This is a genomic window from Pseudoalteromonas sp. SW0106-04 (assembly GCF_001293805.1).
In the GTDB taxonomy this organism is placed as follows: domain Bacteria; phylum Pseudomonadota; class Gammaproteobacteria; order Enterobacterales; family Alteromonadaceae; genus Pseudoalteromonas; species Pseudoalteromonas ruthenica.
The window spans coordinates 365,925-384,938 of the sequence record NZ_BCAI01000002.1; the positions used below are offsets into that span (position 1 = coordinate 365,925).

The 19,014-nt window shown below is 47.5% G+C and carries 20 protein-coding genes; 4 read left to right on the plus strand and 16 right to left on the minus strand.

What is annotated here, in order from left to right; all coding sequences use genetic code 11:
- Window positions 1–7 precede the first annotated feature (7 nt).
- From W04_RS04355 to ccoG, 3 genes are read right to left on the minus strand one after another with little or no spacing between them, the layout of a single operon-like run.
- Window positions 8–628, minus strand: a complete 621-nt coding sequence (locus tag W04_RS04355) for a thiol:disulfide interchange protein DsbA/DsbL (RefSeq protein ID WP_053909992.1) — start codon at window positions 626–628, stop codon at window positions 8–10.
- 40 nt (window positions 629–668) lie between these two features.
- Entirely contained in the window at window positions 669–1,646 is a 978-nt protein-coding gene (locus W04_RS04360) for a serine/threonine protein kinase (RefSeq protein ID WP_022943749.1), read from the minus strand.
- A gap of 1 nt (window position 1,647) precedes the next feature.
- Window positions 1,648–3,081, minus strand: coding sequence for a cytochrome c oxidase accessory protein CcoG (gene ccoG / locus W04_RS04365; protein WP_053909913.1), 1,434 nt, complete (start codon window positions 3,079–3,081; stop codon window positions 1,648–1,650).
- A gap of 187 nt (window positions 3,082–3,268) precedes the next feature.
- On the opposite strand from ccoG, the gene W04_RS04370 reads away from it, so the two are divergent.
- Complete coding sequence (locus W04_RS04370) at window positions 3,269–3,610, plus strand: hypothetical protein (RefSeq protein WP_022943747.1); 342 nt, start codon at window positions 3,269–3,271, stop codon at window positions 3,608–3,610.
- A gap of 197 nt (window positions 3,611–3,807) precedes the next feature.
- Here W04_RS04370 and W04_RS04380 read toward each other — a convergent pair whose 3' ends face one another.
- From W04_RS04380 to gspC, 13 genes are read right to left on the minus strand one after another with little or no spacing between them, the layout of a single operon-like run.
- The gene (locus W04_RS04380) at window positions 3,808–4,413 is read right to left on the minus strand and encodes a UPF0149 family protein (protein ID WP_022943745.1); all 606 of its coding nucleotides are present in this window, start codon (window positions 4,411–4,413) and stop codon (window positions 3,808–3,810) included.
- Window positions 4,413–5,177 carry a type II secretion system protein N gene (locus tag W04_RS04385; RefSeq protein WP_053909914.1) on the minus strand — a complete coding sequence of 255 codons (765 nt, stop codon included), beginning with the start codon at window positions 5,175–5,177 and terminating at the stop codon, window positions 4,413–4,415. Before W04_RS04385 ends, W04_RS04380 begins: the two co-directional genes overlap by 1 nt.
- A gap of 2 nt (window positions 5,178–5,179) precedes the next feature.
- Window positions 5,180–5,647: a type II secretion system protein GspM gene (gene gspM / locus W04_RS04390; RefSeq protein ID WP_022943743.1), complete on the minus strand. Its 468-nt coding sequence runs from the start codon at window positions 5,645–5,647 to the stop codon at window positions 5,180–5,182.
- Window positions 5,644–6,852: a type II secretion system protein GspL gene (gspL, locus tag W04_RS04395; protein WP_053909915.1), complete on the minus strand. Its 1,209-nt coding sequence runs from the start codon at window positions 6,850–6,852 to the stop codon at window positions 5,644–5,646. The genes gspM and gspL overlap by 4 nt, the downstream gene beginning before the upstream one ends.
- Window positions 6,849–7,847 carry a type II secretion system minor pseudopilin GspK gene (gene gspK / locus W04_RS04400; RefSeq protein WP_022943741.1) on the minus strand — a complete coding sequence of 333 codons (999 nt, stop codon included), beginning with the start codon at window positions 7,845–7,847 and terminating at the stop codon, window positions 6,849–6,851. The genes gspL and gspK overlap by 4 nt, the downstream gene beginning before the upstream one ends.
- Window positions 7,834–8,490, minus strand: coding sequence for a type II secretion system minor pseudopilin GspJ (gene gspJ, locus W04_RS04405; RefSeq protein WP_053909916.1), 657 nt, complete (start codon window positions 8,488–8,490; stop codon window positions 7,834–7,836). Before gspJ ends, gspK begins: the two co-directional genes overlap by 14 nt.
- Entirely contained in the window at window positions 8,477–8,881 is a 405-nt protein-coding gene (gene gspI / locus W04_RS04410; protein ID WP_022943739.1) for a type II secretion system minor pseudopilin GspI, read from the minus strand. Before gspI ends, gspJ begins: the two co-directional genes overlap by 14 nt.
- Window positions 8,878–9,456 (minus strand): type II secretion system minor pseudopilin GspH, encoded by a 579-nt coding sequence (gene gspH, locus W04_RS04415; RefSeq protein ID WP_022943738.1) that lies wholly within the window; start codon window positions 9,454–9,456, stop codon window positions 8,878–8,880. Before gspH ends, gspI begins: the two co-directional genes overlap by 4 nt.
- A gap of 5 nt (window positions 9,457–9,461) precedes the next feature.
- On the minus strand, window positions 9,462–9,884 hold the full coding sequence (gene gspG / locus W04_RS04420) for a type II secretion system major pseudopilin GspG (protein ID WP_053909995.1): 423 nt from the start codon (window positions 9,882–9,884) through the stop codon (window positions 9,462–9,464).
- Window positions 9,885–9,925: 41 nt separating this feature from the next.
- Entirely contained in the window at window positions 9,926–11,158 is a 1,233-nt protein-coding gene (gene gspF, locus W04_RS04425) for a type II secretion system inner membrane protein GspF (protein WP_022943736.1), read from the minus strand.
- Window positions 11,158–12,654 carry a type II secretion system ATPase GspE gene (gene gspE / locus W04_RS04430; RefSeq protein WP_231658024.1) on the minus strand — a complete coding sequence of 499 codons (1,497 nt, stop codon included), beginning with the start codon at window positions 12,652–12,654 and terminating at the stop codon, window positions 11,158–11,160. The genes gspF and gspE overlap by 1 nt, the downstream gene beginning before the upstream one ends.
- 52 nt (window positions 12,655–12,706) lie before the next feature.
- On the minus strand, window positions 12,707–14,773 hold the full coding sequence (gene gspD, locus W04_RS04435) for a type II secretion system secretin GspD (protein ID WP_082342123.1): 2,067 nt from the start codon (window positions 14,771–14,773) through the stop codon (window positions 12,707–12,709).
- Window positions 14,774–14,795: 22 nt separating this feature from the next.
- Window positions 14,796–15,722: a type II secretion system protein GspC gene (gene gspC / locus W04_RS04440; RefSeq protein ID WP_053909918.1), complete on the minus strand. Its 927-nt coding sequence runs from the start codon at window positions 15,720–15,722 to the stop codon at window positions 14,796–14,798.
- 212 nt (window positions 15,723–15,934) lie between these two features.
- Between gspC and hslR the strand changes: the two genes are divergently transcribed.
- From hslR to W04_RS04455, 3 genes are all read left to right on the plus strand, one after another.
- On the plus strand, window positions 15,935–16,339 hold the full coding sequence (hslR, locus tag W04_RS04445; protein WP_022943732.1) for a ribosome-associated heat shock protein Hsp15: 405 nt from the start codon (window positions 15,935–15,937) through the stop codon (window positions 16,337–16,339).
- A gap of 8 nt (window positions 16,340–16,347) precedes the next feature.
- Window positions 16,348–17,193, plus strand: coding sequence for an Hsp33 family molecular chaperone HslO (gene hslO / locus W04_RS04450; protein WP_045979096.1), 846 nt, complete (start codon window positions 16,348–16,350; stop codon window positions 17,191–17,193).
- Between the two features lie 263 nt (window positions 17,194–17,456).
- Window positions 17,457–18,995, plus strand: a complete 1,539-nt coding sequence (locus W04_RS04455) for a phosphoenolpyruvate carboxykinase (protein WP_022943730.1) — start codon at window positions 17,457–17,459, stop codon at window positions 18,993–18,995.
- The last annotated feature ends 19 nt before the right edge of the window (window positions 18,996–19,014 follow it).

Consider the following 19,014-nt stretch of genomic DNA (forward strand, 5'->3'; position numbering starts at 1 on the left):
ACTCCGATTATTTTTCTAATAAATAGTTTACGAGCTCGTTTAGCTCTTGTTGCGATGCCACTTTATGCACATGTACTTTGTACTTATCGTTAACGATGAGTGTTGGCACGCCTGTCAAAGCACCTAGTTTTGAGTAAGTTGTTTGGTCATCCACGGCTTCTTTCTCACCATTTACAACAGGTTCGCTCGCAGCAAGCATAGCGAAACGTTGGGCATCAATGCCTTGCTCTGCGAGCAACGCTTCCACAGACTCTTGCGTTTGTAATGGCTCGCGTTGACGGTGAATGCTATCGAAAATCGCCTGCGCTACTTCGGCTTCTTTACCTTCTTCTTTGGCAACGAGGTAAGCCCGAGTTAAGCGGTTTTGCGCATCTTTATCAATACGTAAGAAGTTTACATGGCTCTTAACTAAAGGCACGCCTTCAGGCAGTGACTCTTCAAGCGCCCCAACAATAGGCTCAAGCTTGAAGCAATGAGGGCAGTAGAAAGAGAAAAATTCGGTTACTTTATCAGCTTCAGACGCTTCAGCTTCAAGTACTTGATAGTGCTCGCCCGCTTTAAAGTCAGCTGCCCAAGCGGCAACAGGTAGGCAAAGTAGTAGTAGTGAATATTTTAAAGTTTTTATCATAGTCATCTCAATGTATACATTAAACATCAAAAGCAGGTGCTTAAGGTAAAAGTTTTAATGGTGGCTCATCTAACGCCGCCAACTGCTCTTTTAAAGCCAGAGTTTGCTGTTCCCAGTATTTGTCTTCAGCAAACCAAGAAAAGTTCCGTTCAAACGCCGGATCTGACCAACGTTTTGCTATCCAGCCCATATAATGCACCATGCGCATGGCTCGCAATGGCTCAATCAATCGCAACTGAGAATGGTCGAAGTCGGCAAATTCTTCATATGCCAGAACCAATGTATCAAGCTGCAGTAACTGATTTTGCCTGTCACCACTGAGCATCATCCATAAATCTTGAATCGCTGGGCCTTGTCGGCTGTCATCAAGGTCAACGAATGTCAGGGTGTTGTCCGCAGACCATAGAATGTTGCCAGCGTGGCAGTCACCATGCAAGCGAATACTCTGCGAACAATCATAAAGTTGTACCGTTTTATCAATAACCTGTTGCAGTACCGTATAAAATGGCAGCGACATGGCTGTGCTCACCAAGTTACTTTGCTGTAAATGAACCTTAGCTTGATGCAAATACTCGTCGCACCCAAGCGTTGGTCGCTGCTCAAAAGCAGACGCTTTAGCCGTTTGGTGCATCCGCCCGATTAAGCGCCCGAGTTGCTCCAACTGATCCAGATTGTCCATTTCAAACTGCCGGCCACCCACACTTGGGAACAAGGTAAAACGATAACCTTGATGCTTAAACAGGGTCTTGCCGTTGATTGTCAAAGGTGCCACCACTGGCACCTCAGCATCCATTAATTCTTGAGTGAAGCGGTGCTCTTCCAAAATTTGTGCATCGCTCCAACGCTCTGGGCGATAGAACTTTACAACATAGCGGCGCTTATCCTCTGCCAAAAATTGATACACCCGATTCTCATAGCTATTGAGTGCTAATAACCCGGACTCGGCGTACACCTCAACCGAGTCAAGGGCATCTAAAATGGTGTCAGGTGTCAAAGATGCAAAACTAAACTCGCTCACATTAGCGCCCTTTAAAGAAGTTGCTGGATTGCTTAAGCTGAGTGTCAGGGCTATCCACTGGGTAAAGCACAAACTCAAATTCGGTCATTGGCTTACGTAAGTCATAAGGGTCAATGATCACCGACAACGGTGCATTGTGGGAGCGCCCCGGCTGTACGGTGAACTCCTGCTCACCAATCACTTGATAATGCTCCAACCCCTGCACTTCGACTCTAAAGCGCTGTTCTTGCTGGGCTTTATTTAGAATCTTTAAGGTATAGGTATTCTCTACCAAGCCTTCCATATTGACCCGATACAGCTGATTCCGATCGCGGATAATGTCTAAGTCCATCGGCACGCGCATCATAATATTGGCCGCCAGCGCACCAATAAGAATAAATAGAATGACTGAATAGCCAATCAGCTTGCCACGAACGGGTTTGGTTTTCTCTGCCGACGCTTCAAGGTTGCGCTCGGTGGTGTAGGAGATAAGCCCGCGTGGATAATTCATTTTATCCATCACGCCATCGCAGGCATCAATACAGGCGCCACAGTTTATGCACTCATACTGCAGGCCGTTACGAATATCGATGCCGGTCGGGCACACTTGCACACACAAGTTACAGTCGATGCAATCGCCTAAACCCAGTTCCTTGGGATCTTGTTTACGCCCACGTGGACCACGTTTCTCACCGCGCTTAGCATCGTAACTGACTGTGAAGGTATCTTTATCAAACATGGCTGATTGAAAACGTGAGTAAGGACAAATATGCAAACACATGATTTCGCGCATCCACCCAGCATTACCGTAGGTGCATAGCGTAAAGACAGCAATACTTAATACCGCATAACCACCGGCTGAAAAGGTAAGAAAGTCAGGCAACAACTCACGAATAGGAGTGAAGTAGCCAACGAAGGTAATAGCGGTATAGAGAGAGAAAAGCAGCCAGCTACCATGCTTGGCTGTTTTACGCCAAAACTTATCAAAGTCCATGGGGCGCTGATCCAACTTTTTACGCTGGTTTGCAGTGCCCTCTATCTTCTCTTCGAACCAAATAAAAATAAACGTCCATACGGTTTGCGGGCAGGTATAACCACACCATACTCGGCCATAAAAGGTGGTCACCAAAAACAGCGTAAAGGCAGCAATCATAAAAATAAACGCGAGAATGGTGAGGTCTTGCGGTAAAAACGTCAGCCCAAAAATGGTGAAGTGCTGGTTCATTAAATCGAATAACACTGCTTGCTGGCCATTGTAATTAATCCAAGGAAGTAACATAAAGGCCAACATTCCTACCAGACCAATACGTTGACGTAACAATTGATGGAGGCCTGTTACAGCGCGAACGTAAATGCGGTTACGGGGATTAAATCGATCGCTTTGCGCCGCACTGGGCTTTTCGATCTTCACGTCAGTAGGGATATTTTTTACCTTGATCCGCTGCTCTTTATCCATTGTCTTTCCTCAACGCCACGTTTTTAGGAAGGGGACAGTTAGTTTAACTGCTTAGAGTGCAAGTATATCAATTTAGCGACAAAAATGATGCCTTTGCAGGCATATATGATGGCTTTTGCTTGCTTTTAAAACACAGAGTTTACTAAACTAGGGCTGCGCTCGCAGTTACCTAGATCAAGGTTTAGTTATGAAGAAGTTATTGGTTATTATTTTTTTGGTGTTGGCTTTTTTCACCATAGACCACCCGATAGTAAAAGGCCCCCGGGACAAGCTGTTTAATCAGACCATGTCCGATTTGAGCGCGGCCAGTAAAGTGAACAAAGAAGTCAAAGCCAAACGAGCCCTAGAGCAAATTCGCCAACAAGTACGCTTGACAGACAAACAGGATCAACACCTAGCCTCTGCTTTGAATACCGTCAATGGCATGTACGCATGGGAGCGTAAATACTGTTTAAATCGCGAGCTTAATGAATATCTGTTTGGTGATGCTTTGCGCCAAAGCTGCTCGGTCATCGCCAGCACCCACTAAGTTATGGATTTCTCGTCACTGACCAAAAAGCAAAGCCAGTCGTTTGTGCAGCAAAAAAAATTGCTACAGCGACTGTCTAAAGGTCAAGAGGTGCGCTGCGAGCACTGCCATGGAAAAGTCATCCTAGCTCTGGGTGAGCCGGGCTATGCGAGCGCACGGTGCGAAAAGGGCTGTACCGACGTGCTATTACAGCTATCCTAGCCGTCCCATTCTTGCTCATCATCAAACAAGCCACTTTGCACTGCGACAAGCTCAATCAGCTCAGCAAAGCCGAGGCTAAAGTCGGCCATCATATCGAACAAGACTTCGGCAAACTGTTGCTCGCTCTGCCCACTTTGTGCCGCTTGTGCGCAAAATGCTTGTTGCTCACTGAACAAACTCAGTACGGTCACCGCTTGTAGCAACATCTCGCGACTATCGTCATCCACCGCCTGCGCCGTTAGCAACGGCTCAATATAATAGCTAACACCAATCGCAAACCCTTGGCTCCACAGAAGTATAGGTGCATCATTGGCAAAGTTATGCTGCCAAGGCTGACGCAATTGCACAACCTTACGCAGGTTGAACCCCTCACTATAAACTTGATCGCTCACCTGTTGCTGCGCATTCATTAACGCAAATAATACGCTCTCATCGCTCTTCGCTGCTTGCTCGCCCAACACATCGACCAACCATTGCTCTGGCTCGATAGGCTGAGGGGCGCACACAAGGGCAAACAAGTAGCCTTGCAGCTGCACAAAGTCCATTGCATGGTCATGTTCATCCAAGTATTTTTGCAGTTGTTGCTGCACACTGTCGGTCATTAGAAGTTGATCCTATAACGCCCATCACTGGTTTGGTTGCCAAGGAACTGTACAGCATCATGCACATCCTTAGGTAGACTCGCATCCGGCTTTACAAAACCACTTGCTGTAAGTTGACTACGCTCGTTAAGGCCCGCATCAACTTGCAGCCCAAGGCGATTCTCTTTATCAACTTTCACGCTAATACCGCCGTTTTTACAGGCTAACTGTCCTTCTAATTCACCAATACTGAACCAGCCATTACGCCCTTTCACGGTGATATCTGGTGAGCTAATTTCGCCAGCGAGAACTTGGCAGTGCGGCTGACCCAATTGATAGTGGGCAATATCAACAAAAATCCGCCCCCGCGCTTGGGTGGGAATAGGCAGTTGTACTTGTGCCAATGCCTGCTCCATACGAACACGGGCATTAGCGTCAGTAACCGTTAAGTCCTTCTCAAACAGCCCATAATTAATCACCCCACCCGCAGAGAGCTCTTCAGGGTTACGTTTATTCCCTAAGGTGACATCCACTTGCGCTTTACCTGTTAGTAAAGCCCAGGCATTCACTTGCCACTGCGCTTTGCTCAGGTATTGACCTTGATAGCGCACACCATTTATTTGTCCTTGCCAGATGGTACCGCTTGCTGGCCCTAGCTGTAATCCTGGCGGCAATTGCTTAGCCGCCAAATTAAGCGCGATAGAGGCGGGAAATAAAGCCACAGCAAAGATAATAAAAGATAGTAAAAATAAGCTTCCCAGAGCGAATGCTTTCTTCACAGACATAGTTACTCCAATACAATGCGGCTAACGCGCACATGCCCAGGCTTTTGGTCTTGCGACAGTTCAATATTGGCGATGCTAACGCCGTGATTGTTCACCAACTCGTCAAGCCAAGCTAACAACTGGTTGAACGGTACACTATCAATGTTTACCCGTAAGCCATCACCGCTTGGCTGCATACGGCTGATCGCAATTTGATATCGGCCCCGGGTGCGGTTGACGATTTGCGTCACATTTTTGCCACTGGTGTTGGCAACGGCGCCTTTTGCTTTGAGCTTGACCACACTTTGCTGCACAAATTGCAGCAACTCTTGTTGTTTTAACTGGTCTTGCTTGGCGTCTTCAATGGCATTATTCAACGGCCGATACACCACCATGACAAAGAAGAACACCACAAATACCGCACCAGCAATTAAGAGTAAGCGCTGCTCTTGCGGCTTTAAGGACTGCCAATAATTAGTGAGTGCGCTCATTGTGCTCCCCTTATTCTTAACTCGCCGATGACACTTTCACCATCGTTATTGAGTGAGCCTTGTTCAACATCTAAACCGCGCTGCTCGAGTTTGGCTTTTACCTGTCCAAAACTTTGGAAATCTTGTCCTCGGGCCCCTACGCGCAGTTCATTGCGACGTTGGTCAAAGCGTAATGTTTGCGGCACAAACTGTTTGCTTTGTTGCACCACATCGGCAAAATCTTGTAGTAATAATAAAAATTGAGCGCTCGGACCTTGGCCACTTTCTTTCAAAGCACCGTTAATCTGGCTCCGTAATAAATGAGGACGCACTTTAGTGCCTGGGAAAGCACGTTCATAAGTGCTGATCACCTGAGCCTTGGTTGCTTCAGCTTGGCTACTATAGTGATAAAGCTGCGCGCCCTTAACCCCAAGCATAAAGACCAAGGTCACCGCTGCTGCCACCATCGCCGGGCGCCAAGTTTTTAACCAGCCATAGCTTTGCTTTTTATAAGCAAATTCGCCTTGGCGAAGATCGATTGGCGACGAGGCTGTGGCGAACATCGCCAAAGGTAACTCAAACTTCTCTTCATGTACTTCGGTGGCTATCTGCTCACTGTGATAACCAGGCAACGGGCTATACAAGTCTAAGGTTTGTACGCCAACGGCACTTAAAAAGGCTTCGGCCCACTGTGGCTCTAGCTGTGCGCCATGCCACGCTCCATAGCGCACCAAAAAGCTATGCTCATTGACAGCCATCGCTGTAGCTCGCTGTGGCTGAGGCTCTGGTAATAACAGGGCGTCAGTGTGAATATGCTCAACAAGCAATTGCGCATCGCTCAATACTGAGAGCCAATTTTGCAACCATTGACGATTCACCAAAGCAACCTGAATGAAGTGCTGCTCGCCATCACTGTGCGCCTGGCCGTGAGCGATAAACAAGCTGTCGACATCAACGGCAACCTGCTCCTCAATCATATAAGGAAGCGCTTGCTCTAGCTTGCGGCTCCACTTAGTCGGCAATTGCACGCGGTGACATTGCACCTGAGCACTGGGTAACACTAAGGTGCACTCACGGTTATGTGCTTTCGTTGCTAGCTGCTCTAATTCATTGGCATCATGTAGTTGACCACTGCCAATAATTTCATTTTCACTGCGGTTATAGACCAGCCAATGTATGGGCTGATCGGGGCGCTCGCCCACGTGGATCAGTAAGGACTCTCTCACTGCACGCCTCCAAATTTTCGCGCCAAAATAGTTACGTTGTTTTTATCTGCTTGTAGTAATGACGTCATAGTAAACTCGAAATCAACGAAGGTAGCGGTGGTTTGTAATTGAAAGTACTCACTTTTCAACACAAAACGCTCATCATCTGCCTTCACATCCTGTCCGCCTTGTTTTTTTACTTCTGTGGTGAACTCATTGAGCTCATCGAATCCTTCGTCGGGACGAGCGGCAATCACCGCCTGCGCACCTGACTCACTGAGACCATTGACCATTGCTGCCAATAACAGCGCCTGATCTTCAGTAATGGTATTGACGTTAATAGAAAACAGCTCGTCATCAGGAATAACGCACACATAGGGCGCTATTTTCTGCATGACTAAGGGGTTAAAGCCCTTCACTAAACGCAGCTCTGAAATATCGGCGAAGAAGTTATTGGCGGTTAAGTAAGGCACATCACGTGACAAATACTCATCTTCTTCAGCACCTGAACGCATGGTAATACTGTCTTCATCAAGCCAATCAAAGACACTGTCAGCCATGGCCTCTTCCGACTCTTGCGCAGGCAACTCCTCAACTTCTTTGAGCAAGGCTAGCAGCGCCTTGTGCGCAGGATTTGATTTTACAAAGCCACCTTCAGCAGCACTGGGCTCAGCGCGCAAGGCATTTAAGTTTAAACACGTTTGTAAGTCCCTTATCGCACCACTAATGGTGCCGTTTTCCACCGGATAAGGGGTGTCAGCGGCGAGTGCCCAAGGTTGTTGTAAATGCATTTTATCGGGCTCTTTTTCAATACTTTCCCGCAACACTTTTTGTGCCAGCGCTTCCGCTGCATAGGCATACCATTTCGCCTGGCGGAAATCGTCTAAATTCGTAGACTTTTGCACTTGCACCATTAAATTGATGCTCATTTGCGCCGCTATCGTCGTCGCCAAGGCGACAATAAACAACACAATAACCAGCGCTGCACCACGAGCTGACTGTTTACTTTTCGCCACTTTTTGCCTCCTTGCCTTGCCCTGCAAGTAAAAACAAACGTTTAATTGGCTCCCGGTCTTTTAGCGTCAGCTCAATAGACACCGCTTTGGGTAATCCCTCTTGTTGCCACTGTGGCTGCCATGGCTGCTCCCCTTTACTATCATAAAATTCAAAGGTGAGCTCTTGCACCCCCTCCAACAGCACTTGCACACGTGGCTCTGTACTATCTAACTGATCGACATAGAGTCGATATAGCCGCTCTAGCCGCTCATCTTGTACCCGGTATGCCACAGCTTGCAATTCACTGCGCGGCAATAGGTAGCCGGGGTTCGTCCAGCCGCTGCGCACAAAGCCAATACCATCAAACTCGCTATCGAATAAATAACGTTCGTGCATCAGGAATTGCTCTTGCGTATCACCCGCCTCGTTACGCACTTTGCGTTTAGTGATCTGACTAAAGTCTTGCTCTAGCATGCGAAATACGTTTTGTAGCCGTGAGAGCTCATCCAAGGTTTGCTCTGACGCTTCCTTGGTGCGTGTGGTTACATCCAAAATCTGATGGGTTGCGCCGATAATAAACACCATCACAGCCAACGCGACCAACACCTCGACTAAGGTAAAGCCGCCTTCGCTCGCATTGTGACTGCCATTAGCGCCGGCCATTGCTTTTGGCCTCTTTATCGATATAGGTGGATAGGGTGTAAGCAAACTGCTCGTATTGCTCATCGGTGTACACCTCGATATCCACTTTTACAAAGCTACTGTCCGCCGTGCGCGTGACTTTTTGCTGCCAATACCAGGTTTGTCCAGCCAACTCGACTTTGCCTTTATGGTTATTTTTAGCAGCCCACTTGTCACCTTGAGCACGAATTTCAACTAACTGGTTTTCTGCCACCCAAGACGCATAGGTTTGCTCTTCGATGGTACTTAAGTGATTAATATGCTCGCCGCTGATTTGCATCGCTGCGATGCCAGCCATGGCGCATATACTCAAGGCCACCATCACTTCCAACAACGTAAAGCCCTGATACCGCCAACCCCTGCCTCGATTCATGGCCACTGCTCTCTATCAAGTGCAACGGGAGCCATAAACTCACCGGTAATGGTGTAGGGCATAAGCTCTTCTTCACGGCTATCCACGGCCAACGCCAGCTCAAACGGACTGACCTCTCCGGAGGAAAGGATCATCACCTGCGGGATCTTCATTTTTTCCAGCTCAAGGAAGTCCTCTTCATCGACCCCTAAAAGCTGCTGCCAGTCGACGGCATTGAGCAGGCTATCTTGCGCCCATGGCAAATCTTCTTGATTCAGGGTCAACTCAAAAGGCGGTTCAAATTGCTTGCCTTTCAGTACTCCTTCGGCATCTTCCAATGGCCGCCATTCCTGCTCAGCATAGGTTAAAAACTCATAGCCATTATCGGCAACATACAGCCCTAATTGACGCTGATTTAAAATGGCGTACTCAGAGGCATAATTAATACTGGTTTGCAGCGCGAGGGCGTGTTGCTCGAGCTCATCCTCATGTGAGTCATCGATGCTGTATACCACGAGATTAGCGGTAAAAGCGATGATCGCTAAAACCACTAAAATCTCGATTAAACTAAAGCCACGATGACGAGCAACTGCCATACAAATTAACGCTCTTCTTCGTCCCAGTTACCAATATCGTCCTCAGTACCCGCTTCACCGTCCGGACCCATTGAAAATACGTCAATCTTACCGACTTCTCCGGGGTAAATAAGCTGATACGGATTACCCCATGGATCTTCTGGTAAGCTCTCTATGAAACCACCATCAGGGAAACGTTTTGGCACCGGTTCAATACTTGTTTTGGTCACCAAAGCTTCAAGACCTTGCTCCGTGGTTGGGTAGGTCTTATTTTTTAATTTATACAGGCTCAATGCATCTTCAAGCTGTTGAATATCTAGCTTTGCTTTGTCTAATGCGGCCTCTTCCTGTTGCCCCATAATGTTGGGTGCCACAATTGACATGATCATGCCAATAATGACCAGAACTACCATCACTTCTAATAATGAAAAACCAGATTGCTTTCTCACTGTCATTACCTCTAATTGCTTAAATCCATCTGCGCCTTAGCTTATAAGCCAATGGCCTTGTTCATCGCCATAATCGGTTGCAATATGGCCATTACGATAAATAACACGATAATAGCCATGGTTGCTATCATCGCGGGTTCCAAAAGTTTAAGTGACACATTGACCATGGTCTCAAACTCACGATCTTGGTTATCGGCGGCGCGCTCTAACATTTGCTCTAACTCGCCTGACTTCTCACCACTGGCTATCATATGTAGCATCATCGGCGGGAAAAGCTTAGTTTGCTCAAGCGCCGCACGAAGGCTAGCCCCTTCACTAACTCGAGTAGCCGCCTCGGCAACGGCCGCTTTAATCTTCTCGTTAGCAAGCACATGACCTGAAATTTTCATACCCTCAAGCAGCGGCACAGCACTGGAAGAAAGAATGCTTAGGGTACGAGCAAAACGCGCAGTATTTAAGCCCCGACTCACTTTGCCGATACCGGGTAAGGTCAGCAGCTTGCTGTCATACCAAAAGCGAATATTGGGCTTTTTCAGCGCTTGCTTAATACCGACTGTGAGCAACACAAATACTGCGATGCACACAAACCAATAGTTTTGCACGAAGTGGCTGGCAGCCATCACCCACTCGGTGGTCCAAGGTAATGCTTGCTTTGACTTTTCAAACGTTTTCAATATCTTGGGCACCACAGTTCCAAGAAGAATAGAAACAATGGCCACGGCAAAAATCACCAAAATGATAGGGTATACCATGGCCTGGGTAATCTGTGAGCGCATGTGTTGACGTTGCTCGGTGTAATCAGCTAAGCGGTTTAAAACCTGGTCTAGATGCCCTGATTTTTCACCTGCTGAGACCATCGCCCGATACAGATTATCAAACACGTGAGGAAACTCCGCGAGGCCATCGGCTAGGGTGTAACCCTCCACCACTTTCGAGCGTACCGCCATCAACATTTTCTTCAAGCGCGGCTTCTCGCATTGCTCGGCCACGGCCATGACCGCAGCTTCAACTGGCAATGCGGATTGAATAAGGGTGGCAAGCTGACGGGTAATAAGGGCAAGATCTGACGTCGATATTTTCGCTTTAAATACGTTGCCTAATAAGCCTTTATTGGCAGCATTGGCCTTTTCTTGAGAAGCAGCTAATTCCACGGCAACAGGCATCAGTCCTTTGTCACGCAATTGCTGACGTATTTGCTTTGCCGTATCGGCCTCTAAAAGGCCTTTTTTTTCTTTGCCTCGCCCATCTAACGCGCGATATTCAAATGCTGCCACTATTGCTCCTCACGGGTAACCCGTAACACTTCTTCCAAAGTCGTTTTCCCAGCAAGAACTCTAGAGCAGCCATCTTGGCGAATACTTGGGCTGTGCTGACGCACATATTTCTCAACCATTTGCTCACCATGGCCGTTATGAATCAGCTCACGAATATGGTCGTCCACCACTAATAACTCATGAATACCGGTACGCCCTTTATAACCGTTATAGTTACATTCTTCACAGCCTTGGGCGCGATAGATAGTGGGTGGGTTTTCAGCGGGCACACCCAATAGCTGGCATTCACTTTCATCAGCTTCATGGGCCTGCTTACAATTATTACACAAGGTGCGCACTAAACGTTGAGACAAGACTCCTAACAGCGACGAGGACAATAAGAAAGGTTCTACCCCCATATCTTCCATACGGGTGATCGCCCCGGCTGCGGTGTTAGTGTGCAAAGTTGACAGTACTAAGTGACCGGTCAGTGACGCCTGAACACCAATTTGCGCGGTTTCTAAATCACGGATTTCACCCACCATCACCACATCTGGATCTTGACGCAAAATAGCTCGCAGACCACGCGCAAACGTCATATCCACTTTCGGATTGACCTGAGTTTGGCCGATACCGGGGATCTCGTACTCAACAGGGTCTTCAACAGTGAGGATATTGCGGTCTCGGCTATTGATGGCCGTCATTCCGGCATACAGGGTGGTACTTTTACCCGAACCTGTTGGGCCGGTTACGAGAATAATGCCATGGGGTTTACGAATGAGCTCCGCAAACAGTTCTTGGTTGCGTCGTGTCATTCCCAGGTCTTGTAAATCAAGGCGGGCATTGTTTTTATCAAGTAGACGCAGCACCACCCGCTCACCAAAGCTTGATGGCATCGTTGACACCCGCACGTCAACCGCGCGCCCAGCAATGCGTAGGCTGATACGACCATCTTGAGGAACACGCTTTTCAGCAATATCCAGTTTAGCCATAACTTTAATACGCGATACGAGCAGCGAAGCTAGCTTGCGATTAGGCTTGAGCACTTCTTTGAGCACGCCATCGACGCGAAAACGAATCACAAGCTCTTGCTCGAAGGTTTCGATATGGATATCCGATGCACCCTCTTTGATAGCCTCGCCCAACATGGCGTTAATCAGCTTGATAATCGGCGCATCATCGTCAGCAGCGAGCAAGTCTTCGGTTTGCGGCAGCTCCTCGGCGAGAGAGAATAAATCGGCCTCATTGCCGATATCTTCCATTAGCTGCTGGGTTTCCGAACTATCGCGTTGATAGGCCGCCTCAAGGACGAGTTCGAATTTGTCTTCCGGCAACCGCTCTACGCTAAACCCTCGGCCTGCGAAGCGGCGCACCTCCAACATAACCTGAGGCTCTAAATCATGGCTATGGTAAAGCAGTAACGTCTCATCATGCTCCACTAATAGCACTTGAAAGCGGCGCGCAAAGGCAAATGGCAGTCGCAGCGGCGCTGTGGCAACAGTTTCTGATACCTCCATCAGCGCTTCGTCAGTGACGGGCACCTCAGCGCTGCTTTGGGCGGCGATTTGCTCAGTCATTGTCTCGCTCAGCCTTATTTTGCTCTTTCAAATACTCTTCATAGGTAGGCGGCAATACAAGCGCGTCATTCCACTCAGGGAGTAATGGCACTTGCTCAGTTGGCATCAAATCGATACCGTCATCGCTTTGTTTGAGCTGCTCACCACGGATAAATTTATATTTACTGTGGCTCAGACGGTTCATGCTCTCAATATCGCGTAAAATTGTGGGGCGAATAAAGACGATAAGATTGCGTTTACGCTTTGACGTACTGGTGGATTTAAATAAGTGGCCGAGCACAGGAATATCACCAAGTAACGGTACTTTAGAGACACTTTCTTGGACGTCTTCATCGATGAGGCCACCGAGCACAACCATACCACCATCGTCGGCTAGCACTGTGGTGGTAATGGCACGTTTGTTAATGGAAATATCCACCGCCGTTGAACCCGCGACATTCGATACTTCTTGTTCAATGGTTAGCTGTACTGCCGAGCCATCGTTTATTTGCGGTGTTACTTTAAGCTTCACACCCACTTCCTGACGATCAACAGTCTGGAATGGATTTTCATTGTTACTGCCGGTCGACGAGCCAGTAATAATGGGCACTTCTTGACCAACAATCATCGACGCTTCTTCATTATCCATCGTAGTAATCGAAGGAGTCGCCAAGATATTCGAATTCGTGTCGTTAGAAACGGCTTGGACTATCGCGCCCCAGTCATTCTTAACGATACCCATGGCTAAGCCATTGATTCCACCTAGTAAACTAGCGAGAGGACCAAGGTCGCCTTCTTCGGTACGGCTAATCGGAGTTACCACACCACTTTCTGAGCCAACAACATTGTCAGTAATGGTTTTATCACGAGCTTGCTCTGCTGCCACTGCCAGTGAGCCAACGGGCACGGTGGTGCCGTTGTTAAACTGCAACATGCCTCCTTGTTCGGTGATCCATTGCAAACCAAAGTTAACGCCATCGCCTTCAGAAACCTCAACAATAATGGCTTCTACCAAGACTTGCGCACGGCGAATATCTAGTCGTTCAATCACTTTTTCAAGTGAGCGCATCATGTCGGGTTGGGCGGTAATCACCAATGAGTTTGACGCTTCGTGCGCTTCAATGCTGATGTCATCACTGCCGCGACGTGTGGTGCGCGCAGCATTACCATTGCCTTGCTGCTCTTCTTTTAAAGACTTACTAACCCCCTGTAATACCTTAACCAGCTCATCTGATTTAGCGTAATTAAGGTAAAATACTTTGGTATTCCCGGTTGTCTCTAGCTCGTTATCTAAGCGCTTGACTAATTCAATGGCGCGCGTGCGGGCCTGCCCTTCACCACTGACAATCACACTGTTGGTACGCTCATCTGCAACGACCCGAGGGATCAAAAAGTCGGGGACGCTGCCTTTGCCATTGTCTTTAAAAATATTATCGACAACAGACACCACATCAGAGGCCGTGGCGTGTTTCAGACGCACAATATCAACACGTTTATCACCGGCTTGGTCAACCAAGCGAATAATTTCCACTAGGCGGTTTACCGACTCGGCATGACCGGTCAGCATCATGACGTTAGAAGGGTTAAAGTTGGTAACATGGCCGCCATCTTTTTGGTCACTAAACTGACGGATCAGTGGACCCAACTCTTGGACGGTTACATTTTTCACTCGCACAACCCGAGTTACCAGCATATCACCGCCCATGCCGTCATCTTCACCGATGACTGGCACATTAGACTTTTTCGCGTCTGAGCTTTTCTCTACTTTAATGATACCACTTGGCATTTCGACAGCAGCATAGCCGTGTACTTCGAGAACGTTGAGGAAGAATTGATAGTACAGCTGTTCATCCATGAGCTCGTAGCTACGCACATTAATTTTGCCACGTACATTGGGGTCAATGATCACCGTCTTGTTAAGGTTTTTACCAACGATATTGATAAACTCGTTGATATCTGTGCCCTTAAAGTTTGCCGCATATTCGACTGCGTACAGATTTAAACTTACCCCAGCGGCGAAAAGTAGCGCGCCATACTTGGCAAGCCCTTTTATTATTTTTGTGCGAAATTTCGCGCCCATTGTTCTTACTCCAAACGTGTGATTATTGCAGGCTAAATTGCACATCGAACAGTTGCCCGTTGCGGTTCACGGTAATAGATGCGTCGGTGCTATTGCGCAGCTCTTGCAATGCTGCCATGGCTTGTTTCATATCGGTTAGCTGATAACCATTTATAGCAATGGCGATGTCATTATTTTCAAGGCCCATTTGTTTAAATAGGGCCGGATCTTTTCCTGGGCTTAATTTATACCCTTGTAGACGACCTTGGTTACGTGCCGGAGTGATGCGTAGATACTCCGATAACTTTCCTGGGTCGGCAAGAATTTGTTTGCGTGTTTGCTGTAGAGCTTGCTTGGCCTCGGCACTGGCTGTGGCATTGATGGTTTTCGCCTTACCGGCACTCGCTTTGGGAGCGTTATCAGCTTGTGGCCGACTTGCTGGCACAGGCATAGATACGGTTTTAGTGAAGCTCAAGCCGTCAAGCATCAGTGTTTCAAAGCGCCCACCGACATCCAAAATAGCTCGGTCAGGAAGTACTTTTGCCAGTTTAGCGCGTGTTCCTTTGATAACATCATCAATACCGTAGGTCTCTTGGCGCCCTTGGGATTCAATAATGGCGAGCCCGGCGGTTTTGTCGTTGGTAGCTGCTACCACGCCGGTTAGGTTTATGCTTAGACGTGTTTCAGGGGCGTCGCTGATAACTTCCTGTTTAGGTTCAGCTTGCTCGACAGCGGCGGCATCACCGAACAAATTAACTGAACGGATGGCGGCAATATTTGCTCGCTCTGCACCTTTGTTTGCTTGGCTCACAGGTGGCATCACCGTGCTTGCTTGCGGTTGTGGCCATACCAGCCAAAGCAACCCAGCGGCTAGATAACCACAATACAACACCGCAACCAGCACGATAGTGGCCACGATTTTTCTCTGTGGGAGCTGCTTAAGCCATTGTTGTAGTTGGGCTGAATCCAAAACTCTATACTATTATTATTGTAGTCGTTAACGTCACATAGTACATCTATCACTGAGTGACAACAAGCACACCATGTAGCATTAATGTAAAAACATGTAGCCTAGTATAACCTCCGCGCAAGACAGCAATATGACAGCGTTCTGTGCTTTTTTTGGTCGTTGTGTTGTGCTAAATTTCGCCCTTAACTTAGAGAAAATAGTACCGAGGTAAAGTGAGCAAGTCAGCAGCGAACGAACACAGCGAATCTGTGCGCTTAGACAAATGGTTATGGGCCGTGCGCCTCTACAAAACTCGCGCCATAGCACGAGAAATGGTGCAAGGGGGCAAGGTCCACTATAACGGTCAACGTTGCAAGCCTAGTCGTCAGGTCGAAGTGGGAGCGAGTATACGCCTTGCTCAAGGCTTCGATGAAAAACATATTAAAGTGCTTAAACTACTTGAAAAGCGTGTGGGTGCCCCCATTGCTCTGACCTGCTACGAAGAAACCGAGCAAAGTAAGTTAAAACGCGAAGAAAACGCCATTGCGCGTAAAAACAATGCCTTCTTTGCGCCACACCCTAATCAGAAACCGGACAAAAAGCAGCGCCGTGAACTGATTAAGATGAAAGCCAAATAGAGAAACTCATGCAAAACGATTTATTACACCGTTATATTTTTGAGCAACACGATGTTCGTGGTGAGCTCGTTCAAGTAAGCGATGCTTTCGCGCAAGTGATCAAAGACCGCGACTACCCTGACGCCGTAAAAAAGCTCTTGGGTGAGCTATTCGTAACCACTTCGTTGTTGACTGCGACACTCAAGTTTCAAGGCCATATTAATGTGCAAATCCAAGGTGATGGACCAGTAAAGTTTGCAGCCATCAACGGCGATCATGAGCAAAACCTACGCGGTGTCGCTCGCATGCAAGGTGAAGTAAAAGGAGATGGGTTACTGGCGCTGATGGGTAAAGGTCATATGATTATTACTATCACCCCAGTCAAAGGCGAACGCTATCAAGGGATTGTGCCGCTTGAGCATGACAGCTTAGCTAAATGCGTGGAACAATATTTTGCCCAATCTGAGCAACTAAAAACACGGATGTGGTTCGCCACGGATATAAGCCCTGGTCAAGAACGTGCAGCGGGCCTTTTCCTGCAAGTGCTTCCCGTCAACCAAGACAAAGCGACTGCTGATTTTAGTCATTTAGAGACGCTCAGCGATACAGTAACCGAAGACGAGTTATTAAATTTAGATGCACACACCGTATTGACTCGCTTGTACCATGAAGACAACCCTAAACTGTTCGAGCCACAGCCAGTGCAGTTTAAATGTACCTGTAGTCGCGAGAAAACCATCGATGCACTCGTTAATGTCGGCAAAGATGAATTACTTGCCGACGTACAGGCGAATGGCGAAATTGTTATTAACTGCCATTATTGCCTCAGTGAATACCGCTTTAACGAAGAGCAAATTAAAGCAATCTTCAATTAATTAAGCATTCATTCATTTAAAAAGCTCGAGTACGAAAAACTCGAGCTTTTTTGTTTAAAATAATGACACCGGTATCATGAAATTTTGCTTTTTTATGACACCGGTATCACTGAAATTATTCATGTTTTTTCATATAAAACCGCCATTTTTAGGGCTTTCACCGCTCGTATACAAACAAACCTTCTGTTACTATAAAATCCATAAAGCACTCTCACACAGCTTTAGATTAACCCGTTCAACCTCTCACAATTTTAGGTAAAAAAATGACTTCAAGCGCTACTCGTTTTGTTGATCTTACAACCGCAGAACTGATCGAGCAGGCAGTTCGTCGCGGCGAAGGTACTCTAGCCGCTAACGGTGCATTTGTTGCTAAAACAGGCCGTCGCACTGGTCGCTCTCCTCAAGATCGCTTTATCGTAAAAGAAGCAAGCACTGAAAATGATATTCAGTGGGGCAATGTTAACCGCCCATTCGATGCCGATAAATTTAATGCGTTGTGGGAACGTGTGGAAAACCACGTTGCTGAAAACGATCACTTTGTCTCTCACTTAGAAGTAGGCGCCGATCCAGAGCATTATTTACCTATTGTTGTTACTACAGAAACTGCATGGCACCACGTGTTCGCGAAAAATATGTTCATTGAGCCAAAGCAGTTCAATGCCGCGAATTTACCGCAATGGCAGATTTTGAATGTACCTTCATTCGTATGCGACCCAGAGCGCGATGGCACTAATAGTGATGGCACTGTGATCATCAACTTTGCCGAGCGAAAAGTGTTACTTGCTGGTATGCACTATGCTGGTGAAATGAAGAAGTCGATGTTCTCAGTGCAGAACTTCTTACTGCCAGGGAAAGGTGTTCTACCTATGCACTGCTCTGCAAACGTGGGTGAGAATGGCGATACCGCCTTGTTCTTTGGCCTTTCAGGCACAGGGAAAACCACCCTGTCTGCCGACCCTAGTCGTTTCTTGATTGGCGATGATGAGCACGGTTGGGCTCCTGGTAGCGTCTTCAATATTGAAGGCGGTTGTTACGCCAAATGTATCGACTTATCGCAAAAGAACGAACCGGTTATTTGGGATGCTATTCGCTTTGGTACTATTTTAGAGAACGTGGTACTAGACGACACCCGTACGCCTGATTACAGCGATGCTAGCTTGACGCAAAATACCCGTGCCGCTTACCCACTAGAGCACATTGCCAAGCGCAAAGAAGAAAATCGCGCCGGCGAACCAAAAGCCGTGGTGTTTTTAACTTGTGATGTGAGCGGTGTATTACCACCAGTATCAGTATTAAGTGAAGAAGCTGCAGCATACCACTTCTTAAGTGGCTACACCGCTAAAGTAGGCTCAACAGAAATTGGCTCAACGTCTGATATTGAATCTACTTTCTCAACCTGTTTCGGCGCGCCATTCTTCCCTCGCCCAGCGGGTGTTTATGCGGAACTATTAATGAAGCGCGTGCGTGAGTTCGGCGCTAAAGTATACTTGGTTAACACTGGTTGGACAGGCGGTCCTTACGGTATTGGTAAGCGTTTTGATATCCCAACCACGCGTGCTGTAGTTGATGCGATTGTGTCAGGCAACTTAGCCGATGTAGAGACCCAACATATCGATGTATTAAACCTAGACGTGCCGGTGGCTGTACCTGGTGTCGACACTGAGGTACTGAACCCTATCAACACCTGGGCTGATAAAGACAAATACAACGAATACGCGAAGAAACTCGCAGACGATTTTAATCAGAACTTCGCTAAATACGATGTTTCTGATGCGATTAAACAAGCCGGCCCGCAAAGCTAAGGGCTGCTGTTTATACTTA